Below are 12959 nucleotides of genomic sequence, written 5' to 3'. Positions count from 1 at the left end.
AGCAGACCGACCGCGAACATCGCTGCTCGCCGTGCCCGCTGACCCCCCGTCATGGGCGAACCACCGCGCTGACTTCAAACTCCTCGGGCGTCGGAGCGCTCGTGCGCACCCCGAGCCCGACGAGCTGATCGACGAACCAGCCGTCGTGCCAGTCGTCGATATCGCACGGCGACGATGAACCCTCGAAGGCGGATCGGTCGACGCCGTGCTCATACACCGCGCGGCAGCTCGCATCGGTCTCGAGCGCCCACTCATAGTCGTCGTGAGTGATTCCGGCACGCTCGGCCGCCAGCAGGTACGGAAAGTAGTTCTGGTACTGGTACCAGTGCATAGCCTCGTGCACGAAGATCGGCCAGGCCAGGTGCTCGACTCCCGGCTCCCACGCGACGAAGAGCCAGTCAGGGTAGCCGGTTTGATAGCAGCCGCCGACAACAAGCACTCCCGGGCCGTCCTCCTGCCCGGCGTAACCGCAATTCTCCGGACCGGCATCGAAGATCACCGTGACGTCAGCGGCTCCGATCGCGTCCAGGAACGCACGGCCCTGCGGGTCGTCGCCCGGAAAGGCCTGCCCACCCGGGTTGGGGGCAGCGGGTTGCGGCGCCGCATCCTGTTCCAGCCACTGCGCGATCCACGCTGCGTCGGCCTCCCACGCCGCTTCAGCCTCAACGTACCGCCCGCGGGCGCCGCGGATGTCGGCGGCGAAGGCCCTGCTCTCGGCGAACACGTCAGCGATGGCATCCGCCTGAGATGCGGTGACCGTGGTGGGCCTGCGGTCGGCTGTCAGCCATTCCAGGCCGATGACCGCTGAGATTCCGAGCGCGACGGTGAAGGTTCCGACGAGCACCGGAATCCACAAGCGCGCGGGGTTCACCTCACCATGATCGGGCATGAAGCAGCCCGGATGCCGAGCGCCGGGCTCAATAGTCGGCGATGCCGTAGCGGTCGGGCTCCGGCCCGCGCCGGAAGCTGCGACCCGACATCGTCTCGGCGCTCACGCGGACGTAGTGATACTTCAACGTCGGCAGCCAGGGTCGAAGCGGAAGCTCATCAGCAGCTTCGACCTCTTCCTCGGTCACAAGGCGCTGCGCCCGACCGCGCACGATCACGCTCCAGGCGACCGCATCGGTGTAGTGATCGACCTCGAAGAGCACTTCATCGTTGACGGTGAGCTCGACGAGCTTGCTGCCCGCGGCGGTGCGGAACACGATGGTGTCCCGGTCGACGACGTAGTTGACGGGGAAGATGTCCAAGACATCTCCGACCCGGGTGACCAAACGGCCGAGCTCTTCGCCCGCCAGAAGCTGCCAGCACTCGGCGTCGCTGAGAGTGGCGACGACATCGTCCATCATCTCTTCCATGCCCTCATTGTGGGCGCGCGTCTCGGGCGCCGCTAGGGACCCTTGGCCCTGGCGGCGCCCGCAACGAAGGGCTCAGGCGACGCGGATGAGTTTCTTGTTGACGAACTCGTCTGCCGCGAGCAGGCCCATCTCACGCGAGGTGCCAGAGCGCTTCACGCCACCGAAGGGAAGCTCGGGACTGTCGGCGAGCACGACGTTGACATAGACCATGCCAGCCTCGATGGCGTCGGCCATCCGCTCAGCCTGCTCGGGGTCGGTCGTGAACACGTAGGAGCCGAGTCCGTAACTTGTCGCGTTGGCCACGGCGACCGCCTCGGCTTCGTCGGCAACGCGGTAGACCACGCCCGCCGGGCCGAACAGTTCCTCGCGATAGATGTCGTTGTCGGCCGTGACACCGGTGAGGACGGTCGCGGGGTAGAATGCCCCGTCCCGCTCCCCGCCGAGCTCGATCGTGGCGCCCTGCGCGACGGCGCGGTTCACCTGCTCTTCGAGCCGCTCGGCCGCAGCCAGCGACGAGAGCGGACCGATCACCGTGTCATCGGCGAAGGGATCACCGAGTGGAGCGGCGGCCATGGCCGCCACGAACTTCTCGAGGAACGCGTCGTACAGCTCGTCGATGATGATGAAACGCTTGGGGGCGTTGCAGGACTGGCCGTTGTTGTCGAGCCGCGCCTCGACCGCCATGTCCACGGTGGCGTCGAGATCGTCGGTCGAGAGCACGATGAACGGGTCGGAGCCGCCGAGCTCGAGGGCGACCTTCTTGAGGTTGCGACCGGCGATCTCGGCGACGGCGGCACCCGCGCGCTCCGAACCGGTGACCGAGACACCCTGAACACGAGGATCAGCGATCACTGTCGCGGCCTGCTCATTGGTCAGACGCACATCGACGTAGGCACCCTCCGGGAACCCGGCATCCCGATAGATCGCCGCAATCGCCGCTGCCGACTCGGGACACTGGGGTGCGTGCTTGAGCAGGATGGTGTTACCGATCACCAGGTTCGGGGCGGCGAAACGTGCGACCTGGTAGTACGGGAAGTTCCACGGCATGATCCCCAGCAGCACACCGAGCGGCGAACGGCGGATGACGGCAGTTCCCTCGGCGAGGATGTCGAGAGGGGTGTCACCGGTGATCTTCTCGTAGTTGTCGGCGTAGTACTCGGTGATGTCGGCAGCGAAGTCGACCTCACCGAGAGCCGCGGACAGCGGCTTACCCATCTCGCGCACGACGATCTCGGCCAGCTCCTCTCGCCTCTCGCGGTGCAGTTGCGCCGCGCGCCGCACGAGCTCCGCGCGCTCGGCAGGCGCGGAGGCGCGACCCCACGTGCGGTAGGCATCGTCAGCTGCCGCAACAGCAGCGGCGGCCTCGGCATCCGTCATGGTGGGGTAGGTGGCAAGCGTCTCCCCGGTGGCGGGATTGACGACGGCGTAGGTACTCATGGGTCCTCCTCGGTCGGCAGCGAACGGTGGTCGGTTGGTCACGACGATGACAGGACGTGCGCCAACACGTCCAGAGCATCCTCGAGCAGGTCATCACCGATGACCAGGGGTGGCAGGAAACGGATCACATTCCCGTAGGTCCCGCAGGTGAGCATGAGCACGCCCTCATCGAGGGCCGCACGCACGACGCGCGAGGTCAGGGCGGCATCCGGGTCACCCGTGGCAGGGTCCACGAACTCGACCGCGATCATGGCTCCCTTCCCCCGGATGTCACCCAGGCGCGGGTCGGATGCTTGAATCTCTCGCAGCCGCCGCTCGAGAAGGTCACCGATGTGCCGGGCCCGGCCCGACAGATCCTCGGTTTCGTAGACCTCGATGGCCGCGAGTGCGGCGGCGCAGGCGACGGGGTTGCCGCCGTAGGTACCACCGAGGCCACCCGTGTGCGAGGCATCCATGATCTCGGCCCGCCCGGTGACGGCCGCAAGCGGCAGGCCACCGGCGATGCCCTTGGCCGTCGTGATGAGGTCGGGGACGATGCCGAACAGGTCGCTCGCGAACATCGCGCCGGTGCGGGCGAATCCGGTCTGGATCTCGTCGGCGATCAGGACGACCCCGTTGGCGTTCGCCCACTCCTGCAGAGCAGGAAGGAAACCGTCGGCGGGAACGATGAACCCGCCCTCACCCTGGATCGGCTCGATGATGATCGCCGCGACATCCGTCACCCCGACGTGCTTCTCGATGACACCGATCGCCCGCTTCGCCGCCGCGGCGCCGTCGAGCCCATCGCGGTACGGGTACGACATCGGTGCACGGTAGATCTCCGGAGCGAACGGGCCGAATCCCGCCTTGTAAGGCATGTGCTTGGCGGTAAGGGCCATGGTGAGGTTGGTGCGGCCGTGGTAGCCGTGGTCGAAGGCGACGACAGCCTGCCGTCCCGTGTGCTTGCGGGCGATCTTGACCGCGTTCTCGACAGCCTCAGCACCCGAGTTGAACAGTGCGGTCTTCTTCTCGTGATCACCCGGAGTGATGCGGTTGAGCGCCTCGGCCACCGCCACGTAAGGCTCGTAGGGCGCCACCATGAAACACGTGTGAGTGAACTGGGCGACCTGCTGCTGCACGGCCGCGACCACGGCGGGGTGCGCGTTGCCGATGGAGGTGACGGCGATGCCGGAGCCGAGATCCACGATCGAGTTCCCGTCGGCGTCCAGCAGGATGCCGCCGCCCGCCGCCACGATCGACAGCGGAGCCGTGTGCCCCACGCCCGCCGACACGGCAGCGGCCTTGCGGGCCATGAGCTCCTGCGAGCGCGGTCCCGGGATGGGGGTAACGAGGCGTCGCTCCTGCGGGAGCGAGGGACCGCCGAGCGGGACCGTGGGACTATCGAGTTGGCTCATGTCGTGAGGATAGCTGCACGATCGATCGCGCGCGACCCGTGCAACTCGAACGTCGGAATCCGTCGTCCATCATCACTTACGCGACGGCTCCCGTCGTGGGAGAATCATCGCGTGATCAATGGCGGCGTGTCGTGGTGGTGGCGAGACATCGGTGGGACTCCCGCCCCGCGCGCACCGCTTCCCGGTGACCTCGCGCTCGACGTCTGCATCGTCGGCGCCGGGTACACCGGACTATGGACGGCGTACTACCTCAAGCGGGCGCAACCCGACCTGCGCGTAGGCGTGATCGAGCAGAGCTTCGCCGGCTTTGGAGCGTCGGGGCGCAACGGTGGCTGGCTGACGAACTCGGTCACGGGAGGGCGGGAGCAATACGTCGCCCGCCACGGACGGGATGCCGCGATCGCGCAGCAGCGGGCGCTCAACGACACCGTGCGCGAGGTGATCGAGGTCGCACGCAGCGAGGGCATTGACGCCGACATCGTCAGGGGCGGCGAACTCGAGATCGCCCGCACCCCGGCGCAACTCGCCCGGCTTCGGAAGACGGCTGCCGAAGACCTGGCATGGCCACACACTGACGTGCAAGAACTGGATGCCGCGGCCACGCGATCCCGTATCGACGTCGTCGGCGCGGTGGGAGGGATCTGGCATCCGCACTGCGCACGCATTCACCCGGCGAAGCTCGCAGCGGGCCTTGCCGAGACGGTGGAGACGGCGGGCGTGAGGATCTTCGAGCAGACGACGGCTCGATCGATCGAACCCGGACGCGTGGAAACGGATCGCGGCACGGTGCGGGCGGATGCCGTCATCCGTGCCACCGAAGGCTTCACCGCGAACCTCCGCGACGAGCACCGAACGTGGCTGCCGATGAACTCATCGATGATCGTCACCGAGCCGCTACCTGCCGGGGTGTGGGACGCGATCGGCTGGTCGCGGCGAGAAACTCTCGGCGATTTTGCCCACGTCTACATGTACGCGCAGCGAACTGCTGACGATCGCATCGCCTTCGGGGGTCGAGGCGTCCCATACCGGTACGGATCTCGCGTCGACACGAACGGACGGACGCAGGAGCGGACGATCCGCTCCCTCACGGGCCTCCTGCACGATTTCTTCCCCGCCACCCGCGGTGTGCCCCTCGCTCATGCGTGGGCCGGTGTGCTCGGGGTGCCGCGCGACTGGTCGGCTACTGTCGGCTTCGACCTGCAGACGGGCATCGGCTGGGCAGGCGGCTACGTCGGAACGGGAGTGACCGCAACCAATCTCGCCGGACGCACCCTCGCCGATCTGGTGTTGCGCCGCGACACCGATCTCACCCGCCTGCCCTGGGTGGATCATCGCGCGAAGCGGTGGGAGATCGAACCACTGCGGTGGACCGCCGTGAACGCGATCTACGCCGCCTACCGCGGCGCTGACCGGCTCGAAGCGCGCGGCGGGGCACGAACGTCGGCACTGGCGCGGGTCGCCGACCTCATCGCCGGGCGCTGAGGCCCGGCCAGCTCAGTCGGGTGCGTGAGCCTCGAGGAACTCGTAGACATCCGTCGTGTCCACCCCGGGGAAGGCCCCGGTGGGCAAAGTAGCGAGCAGCGTGCGCGGTGTCCGCACGTTCGGCCACGAGTGACCGCGCCAGGATGACTCGAGTTCTTCCGGCGCACGGCGACAGCACACCTCCACCGAATGCCGCGAGACCCCGCGGTTGGTCGTCTCGCGCCCGATGAACCACTTGGTGTCGTCGAATCGCACTCCCACACTGATCGAATGGAGGCCCTCGGAGGAGGGCTCGACGCGGGCCGTGCACCAGTAGGTGCCGTTCCCGGTATCGGTGTACTGGAAGTACGGGTTGAAGCGGTCGGGGATGTCGAACACGACGCGGCTCGTCCACTTGCGGCAGCACATCTGCCCCTCGATGGAACCGAACCGGTCGGTCGGGAAGTTCACGTCATCGTTCTCGTAGGCCTTGGTGATCGTGCCCGACTCATGGACCTTCAGAAAGTGAACGGGTAGGTCAAGGTGGACCGTCGCGAGATTGGTGAAGCGGTGAGCGGCAGTCTCGTACGAGACCGAATACGCGTCCCGCAGGTCTTCGATAGAGAGGGCGCGGTGAGACTTGGCCTCCTGCAGGAAAGGCACGACGTCGGCCTCCGGCATCAGGAGCGCCCCCGTCAGATAGTTGATCTCCACGCGCTGGCGAAGGAAGTCACCGTAGCTCGCGGGCTCGTCGTGCCCCAGGATGCGGCTCGCCAGCGACTGCAGCACGGCGGTTCGGGCATCCCGCTTGCTCGCGATCGTGCTCGAGAGGTAGAGCCGCCCGTGCTTGAGATCCAGAACGCTGCGGGTAGTGAGGGGCACATCGGAGACGTAGTGAATCGTGAACCCGAGGTGGGCGGCAATGTCGGATGCCGTGCGCTGCGTGAGCGGGCCTCCGGTGTGCCCGACGGCGGCCAACAGGTCGCGGGCGTGAGCCTCGAGGTCGGCGAAGTAGTTCTGCTGACTGGTCATGAGCCGGCGCAGGGACAGGTTCGCGCGGCGCGCCACTTCCGGTGTGGCTCCCCGTTCGTCTCGCAGCCGCTCGATCTCGCCCTGCAACGCAAGCATCGCCGCGAGCACCTCATCGGGGATTGAGCGACCGATGCGAAACGGGGAGATTCCGAGCGCCTGGAAGGTTGGCCCCCGCATCGCCCGCTCGAGGGAAACCTCCATCGTGGCGCGCTCATCCAGCGGCTCCGATTCCAGCAGCGCGTCCAGATTCGTCCCGAGAGCACGCGCGATGGTGCGCAGCAGTGTGAGCTTGGGTTCCCGCTTTCCGTTCTCGATCATCGACAGCTGGCTCGGGGCACGGTCGACCGCCGCCGCCAGGTCGTCGAGGGTCATCCCCCGCTCGGTGCGCAACTGGCGGATGCGCCTGCCGATGGTGAGTGTGTCGATGACATCGTCGTCATCCGTTGTGATCGTCGGGAGGGACTCTTCCGGCGCTGTGAGGCTCGTCATGCCGCCGATTCTGTCACAAAAGCGGAATTTCTGGCGATCTTCACAACGGATCTGGCCATGCTGGCAGCAAAACTTCACGGAGAGTAGGTGCACGACGACCAACCAGGCGTCGATCCACCGGATGACGAAGCCGGCGGATGAGAGATCAGACAGGACGGATGCGCCATGACTGCAACCACGACCCCGATGCCCGCCCGGACGGCTCCCGTGCCGACCTCGAGCGCCGCGGCGGTGCTCGAGGTCGTCGGGCCGATCCGCGACCGCTACGACGAGATCCTGACGCCCGACGCGCTCGCATTCCTGACCGAGCTGCACTCCCGCTTCTCGGCTCGCCGGCACGACCGGCTCGCCGACCGGATGCGACGCCGGTTCGAGATCGGCAACGGCCACGACCCGCAGTTCCGCGACGACACCGCGCACATCCGTCACGACGACGAGTGGCGGGTTGCCGGCGCCGGCCCCGGCCTCGAAGACCGTCGCGTGGAGATCACCGGCCCTACCGACCCGAAGATGACGATCAATGCCCTCAACTCCGGAGCGAAGGTGTGGCTCGCCGACCAGGAGGACGCCACCAGCCCCACCTGGAAGAACGTGATCGAGGGGCAGCTGAGCCTATACGACGCCATTCGCGGCCAGCTGCAGTTCACGAGCCCTGAAGGTAAGAGCTACGAGGTCACGGCCGAACAGACCCCCACGATCGTGATGCGCCCGCGCGGCTGGCACCTGATCGAAAAGCACCTGCGCTACACCGACCGCACCGGGCGCACGATGGATGCCTCGGGTTCGCTCGTGGATTTCGGGCTCTACTTCTTCCACAACGCGAAGCAGCTGATCGAGAACGGCGTGGGTCCGTACTTCTACATCGCCAAGCTCGAGTCAGCGGAAGAAGCCAAGCTCTGGGACGACGTGTTCACGTTCAGCGAGCGATACCTCGGCATCGAGCACGGCACGATCCGAGCCACCGTGCTGATCGAGACCCTCCCCGCCGCCTTCGAGATGGAAGAGATCCTCTTCGAGATGCGCGACCACGTGGCCGGCCTGAACGCCGGCCGCTGGGACTACATCTTCTCGATCATCAAGAACTACCGCGGCCGCGGCGCGCGCTTCGTCCTTCCGGACCGGAGCGAGGTGACCATGACGGTGCCCTTCATGCGGGCCTACACCGAGCTGCTCGTGAAGACCTGCCACAAGCGGGGAGCCTTCGCGATCGGAGGCATGAGCGCGTTCATCCCCAATCGCCGCGACTCGGAGGTCACCGAGCGCGCCTTCGAGAAGGTGGCAGCCGACAAGAAGCGCGAGGCCGGCGACGGGTTCGACGGCACGTGGGTTGCCCATCCCGATCTCATCCCCGTCGCTCGGGCGGAGTTCGATGCCGTGCTCGGCGACCGGCCGAACCAGCTCGACCGTCAGCGGCCCGACGTGCACGTCAGCGCGGCCCAGCTCATCGATGTCCACATCGGTCGCCCCATCACGGCATCCGGCGTCTACGGCAACGTGTCGGTGGCGATCCGCTACATCGAGGCGTGGTTGCGGGGCCTCGGCGCAGTCGCGATCGACAACCTCATGGAAGATGCCGCAACAGCGGAGATCAGCCGCTCGCAGATCTGGCAGTGGATCCACCAGGACCGCACCACCGACGACGGCACGCCCATCACGCGCGAGTACGTCGAAGGCCTCATCGCACAGGTGCTGGGCGAGGTGTCGCGCTTCGAGGGCGACCGATTCGACGACGCGGCAGCGATCTTCCGTGAGGTGGCACTCGGGAGCGACTTCCCCGCCTTCCTCACTCTCCCCGCCTATTCGCGCTACCTGGTCGAGACCGACTGACTGCGCACGAGACCGACGACGAAGGACATGACATGACCACCTACCAGGACGACATCGCCGCCATCCGGGCCCTCAAGCACCAGCACGGATCCAGCTGGGACGCAATCAACCCCGAATCCGTGGCACGGATGCGGGCACAGAATCGGTTCCGCACGGGCCTTGAGATCGCCCAGTACACCGCCGACATCATGCGTCGGGACATGGCCGAGTACGACGCCGACTCGTCGCTGTACACGCAGTCGCTCGGCGTCTGGCACGGCTTCATCGGCCAGCAGAAGCTGATCTCGATCAAAAAGCACCTGAAGAGTACGAACAAGCGCTACCTCTACCTCTCGGGGTGGATGGTCGCGGCGCTCCGCTCGGAGTTCGGGCCGCTGCCTGACCAGTCCATGCATGAGAAGACCGCGGTACCGGCGCTCATCGAGGAGCTCTACACGTTCCTGCGCCAGGCCGATGCTCGCGAGCTGGACCTCCTGTTCACGAAGCTGGATGCGGCGCGGGCAGCGGGCGATGAGACTGCGGTGGAGTTCATTCAGTCCCAGATCGACAACCACGAGACCCACGTGGTGCCGATCATCGCCGACATCGATGCGGGCTTCGGTAACCCCGAGGCCACCTACCTGCTGGCCAAGAAGATGATCGAGGCAGGCGCCTGCGCCATCCAGATCGAAAACCAGGTCTCGGACGAGAAGCAGTGCGGTCACCAGGACGGCAAAGTCACCGTTCCCCACGAGGACTTCATTGCGAAGCTCACCGCGGTGCGCTATGCGTTCCTCGAACTCGGGATCGACAACGGCATCATCGTTGCCCGCACTGACTCGCTCGGCGCGGGTCTCACGCAGAAGCTCGCTGTCACTCACGAACCCGGGGACCTCGGCGACAAGTACAACTCGTTTCTGGACGTCGAGGAGATCTCGGATGCCGACCTCGGCAACGGCGATGTCGTCATCAAGCGCGACGGCAAGCTCCTGCGTCCCAAGCGCCTGGCAAGCAACCTCTACCAGTTCCGCCCCGGAACCGGTGAGGCCCGCTGCGTGCTGGACTGCATCACGTCGCTGCGAAACGGCGCAGACCTGCTGTGGATCGAAACCGAGAAGCCGCACGTCGAGCAGATCGCCGGGATGGTGGACGCGATCCGTGAGGAGATCCCGAACGCGAAGCTCGTGTACAACAACAGCCCCTCGTTCAACTGGACGCTGAACTTCCGTCAGCAGGCCTACGACGCACTCGCCGGCGAGGGGAAGGATGTCTCGGCGTACGATCGGGCGGAGCTCATGAGCGTCGAGTACGACGACACCGAGCTCGCCCGGCTGGCCGACGAGAAGATCCGCACGTTCCAGCGGGATGGGTCGGCCCGGGCCGGAATCTTCCATCACCTCATCACCCTGCCGACCTACCACACGGCGGCCCTGTCGACCGATGACCTCTCGAAGGGGTACTTCGGCGACGACGGGATGCTCGCCTACGTACGAGGCGTCCAGCGCCGCGAGATCCGCGAGGGCATCGCGACCGTCAAGCACCAGAACATGGCGGGAAGCGACATCGGCGACAACCACAAGGAGTACTTCGCCGGCGACGCTGCCCTCAAAGCGGGTGGGCAGCACAACACGATGAACCAGTTCAGCTGATCATCGAGAAGACACGGGTGCCTCGGACGACACCGTCCGAGGCACCCGTCGTTCGCGGGGCGCGGTCCCGGTCAGGAGGCGCCGCGAGCGCAGTCAGCGCAGGTGCCCACGAGCGAGCTCTGCGCGGGCTCGAGCGCGAAGCCGTTCGCGTTTCGAGCCACCCGAGCCGCCGAGGCAAGCAGATCGGCAGGCAGCGCGACGACGACCCCGCACGACCGGCAGACCCCGTGAAGGTGCGCGTGCCGGTCTTCCCCCGTGGCGAGGTGATAGCCGGTCGACCCCTGCCCGACGGGACGCGTCGTGACCACGCCCAGGCTGTCGAGCATCTCGAGCGTGCGGTAGACGGTAGCCCGATGGATGCCGAGGTCAGCGACAGCACCCGCGATCTGCTCCGCCGTGCGGTGCTCATGCTCTGCCGCGAGCACCCCGATGACGGCGCGGCGGGCTGCCGTGATGCGCTCGCCACGCTCGGAAAGCTGCGCCAGCGCGGAGTCGGCAAGGCTCACGGGGGCCTCCGCGTGGAGGTGCTCGTGGTCATGTGAGGCGCCCATGCCGCCATCGTGGCACACAGCCCCTCCAGACGGGGGCACAGGGGAGATTTCGACTCTTGCGTAATGCGACTGAGTCGCAATAGTGTGAGCGCAATCCCAGACCGCATGGTCACCCGAGGAGGGCCGATGCACGTACCCGACGGATTCCTCAGCGTGCCGGTCTCGATTGCTACGGGGGTCGTGGCGGCGGGAGCCATCGCCCTGGCGATCAAGAACTCGCGCGCAGAGATGGCCGATGACCGCAAGGCCCCGATGGTCGGCATCGTTGCGACGGTGATCTTCGCCACGCAGATGATCAATTTTCCCGTGGGCGCGGGAACCAGCGGCCACCTGCTCGGCGGTGCGCTCGCGGCTGTGCTGCTGGGGCCGTGGACAGCGGTGCTCGCTGTGAGCGCCGTGTTCATCGTGCAAGCACTCCTGTTCGCCGACGGCGGGCTGACAGCCCTCGGCACCAACATCACGCTCATGGGCCTGGTGACGATCACCGTCGGCTGGTGGGTGTTCCGGGGCCTTGTCCGCGTGCTGCCTGCACGCCGATGGGCCATCGCGGTGGCCGCAGGTATCGGTGGCCTGCTCTCTGTCCCCGCGTCGGCAATCGCGTTCGTCGGCCTGTTCGCGATCGGCGGTCAGGTGGCAGTGCCGATCGAGGCAGTCTTTGCTGCGATGGTCGGCTGGCACGCTCTCATCGGGATCGGCGAGGCGATCATCACCGGACTCATCGTCGCCGCCGTACTCGCTACTCGTCCAGACCTCGTCTACGGAGCGCGCTTCCAGCGATCCGGAGCGACCCCGACCCGAGAGGCGGCACTGGTATGAGCACCTCCTCCGCCCCCTCAGGGCGCCGGATCTCCACACGCACCTTCACTCTCTGGGCTCTGGGCATCGCGCTGGTGATCGCGACGGTCGTCAGCATCTGGGCCTCATCAAACCCCGACGGGCTGGAGTTCGTCGCGGAGGCCGTCGGCTTCAGCAGCGCCGCGCAAGACAGTGCGACGGCGGGCTCACCCTTGGCCGACTACACAGTGGCCGGACTCGACGGGAACTGGCTGTCGATCCTCATCGTCGGTGTCGTCGGATGCGGCATCACCTTCGCTCTGGCGTGGCTTCTCGGCCGTCTCGCACGGCGCGGCTGACACAGTGCGCCGGATAAGGGCGATGCGGTGAGCACGCTGGACTGGGGGCATCGCGAGGGAACCTCCCTCCTGCACCGCGCCCCCGCACGGACGAAGTTAGTCGGGACGGTGGCCTTCGCCGCTGTCGTGGTCGCCACTCCCCGTGACTGGTTCCTCGCCTTCGCGGTGTACGCGCTGGTGGTGTTCTCAGCGCTGGTGATCGCGCGCGTGCCACCCCGGGTCGTGGCACGACGGATGACCATCGAGCTGCCCTTCGTCGTGTTCGCGCTGCTGCTTCCCTTCATCGCCACAGGGCCGACGATCGAGGTTGGTCCCTTCACGCTGGCTGTTGAGGGGCTCTGGGGCGCATGGGCGCTCCTGGCCAAGGCGACCCTCGCCGTGGGCGCCGCGACCGTCCTCATCTCGACCACCGAGCCACGGCGGATGGTGCAGGCGCTGGGTCAGCTCCGCCTCCCCGCGGTCCTCACCTCGATCATCGGCTTCATGATCCGCTACCTGGATCTCATCGTCGAGGAGACCCGGCGGATGCGCATCGCTCGCGAATCGCGGGGGTTCCGCGCTCGGGGCCTCGCGTCGTGGCGGATCATCGCGCAGGCCGCGGGATCGGTCATCGTGCGCTCCCACGCCCGCGGCGAGCGCGTCCACCTCG

12 protein-coding genes are annotated in these 12959 nt (G+C 66.9%); 6 read left to right on the top strand and 6 right to left on the bottom strand.

Translation table 11 applies throughout. The features are described from left to right. Positions 1-49: 49 nt before the first annotated feature. The 4 genes from Q1V87_RS09305 to gabT form a co-directional block, all read right to left on the bottom strand. Positions 50-889: a hypothetical protein gene (locus tag Q1V87_RS09305; RefSeq protein WP_300591940.1), complete on the bottom strand. Its 840-nt coding sequence runs from the start codon at positions 887-889 to the stop codon at positions 50-52. A 28-nt stretch (positions 890-917) separates the two neighbouring features. Next, the gene (locus Q1V87_RS09300; RefSeq protein ID WP_300591938.1) at positions 918-1358 is read right to left on the bottom strand and encodes a pyridoxamine 5'-phosphate oxidase family protein; all 441 of its coding nucleotides are present in this window, start codon (positions 1356-1358) and stop codon (positions 918-920) included. A gap of 72 nt (positions 1359-1430) precedes the next feature. After that, positions 1431-2795, bottom strand: a complete 1365-nt coding sequence (locus tag Q1V87_RS09295) for an NAD-dependent succinate-semialdehyde dehydrogenase (RefSeq protein WP_300591937.1) — start codon at positions 2793-2795, stop codon at positions 1431-1433. A 38-nt stretch (positions 2796-2833) separates the two neighbouring features. Beyond that, positions 2834-4189, bottom strand: a complete 1356-nt coding sequence (gene gabT, locus Q1V87_RS09290) for a 4-aminobutyrate--2-oxoglutarate transaminase (RefSeq protein WP_300591935.1) — start codon at positions 4187-4189, stop codon at positions 2834-2836. A 111-nt stretch (positions 4190-4300) separates the two neighbouring features. Here gabT and Q1V87_RS09285 point away from each other — a divergent pair, with 111 nt between their 5' ends. After that, positions 4301-5671, top strand: a complete 1371-nt coding sequence (locus tag Q1V87_RS09285; protein ID WP_300591933.1) for an FAD-dependent oxidoreductase — start codon at positions 4301-4303, stop codon at positions 5669-5671. A 12-nt stretch (positions 5672-5683) separates the two neighbouring features. Here the strand turns inward: Q1V87_RS09285 and Q1V87_RS09280 are convergent, their stop codons facing one another. After that, positions 5684-7171 (bottom strand): helix-turn-helix transcriptional regulator, encoded by a 1488-nt coding sequence (locus Q1V87_RS09280; protein ID WP_300591931.1) that lies wholly within the window; start codon positions 7169-7171, stop codon positions 5684-5686. A 186-nt stretch (positions 7172-7357) separates the two neighbouring features. Here Q1V87_RS09280 and aceB point away from each other — a divergent pair, with 186 nt between their 5' ends. Continuing rightward, complete coding sequence (aceB, locus tag Q1V87_RS09275; RefSeq protein ID WP_300591942.1) at positions 7358-8998, top strand: malate synthase A; 1641 nt, start codon at positions 7358-7360, stop codon at positions 8996-8998. A 32-nt stretch (positions 8999-9030) separates the two neighbouring features. Beyond that, positions 9031-10626, top strand: coding sequence for an isocitrate lyase (locus Q1V87_RS09270; RefSeq protein WP_300591929.1), 1596 nt, complete (start codon positions 9031-9033; stop codon positions 10624-10626). Positions 10627-10697: 71 nt separating this feature from the next. Here Q1V87_RS09270 and Q1V87_RS09265 read toward each other — a convergent pair whose 3' ends face one another. After that, positions 10698-11177 carry a Fur family transcriptional regulator gene (locus tag Q1V87_RS09265; protein ID WP_300591927.1) on the bottom strand — a complete coding sequence of 160 codons (480 nt, stop codon included), beginning with the start codon at positions 11175-11177 and terminating at the stop codon, positions 10698-10700. A gap of 126 nt (positions 11178-11303) precedes the next feature. Here Q1V87_RS09265 and Q1V87_RS09260 point away from each other — a divergent pair, with 126 nt between their 5' ends. The 3 genes from Q1V87_RS09260 to cbiQ all read left to right on the top strand — a co-directional run. After that, positions 11304-11993 (top strand): energy-coupling factor ABC transporter permease, encoded by a 690-nt coding sequence (locus tag Q1V87_RS09260; RefSeq protein ID WP_300591925.1) that lies wholly within the window; start codon positions 11304-11306, stop codon positions 11991-11993. Beyond that, positions 11990-12310 (top strand): PDGLE domain-containing protein, encoded by a 321-nt coding sequence (locus Q1V87_RS09255; RefSeq protein WP_292710042.1) that lies wholly within the window; start codon positions 11990-11992, stop codon positions 12308-12310. Before Q1V87_RS09260 ends, Q1V87_RS09255 begins: the two co-directional genes overlap by 4 nt. A 27-nt stretch (positions 12311-12337) precedes the next feature. Continuing rightward, the coding region (cbiQ, locus tag Q1V87_RS09250) for a cobalt ECF transporter T component CbiQ (protein WP_300591923.1) at positions 12338-12959 on the top strand (622 nt) is incomplete at its 3' end.

Source organism: Microbacterium sp., assembly GCF_030149085.1.
Classification (GTDB): domain Bacteria; phylum Actinomycetota; class Actinomycetes; order Actinomycetales; family Microbacteriaceae; genus Microbacterium.
The sequence above is the reverse complement of the archived record's forward strand: the minus strand, read 5'-3'. Positions and strand labels throughout refer to the sequence as shown.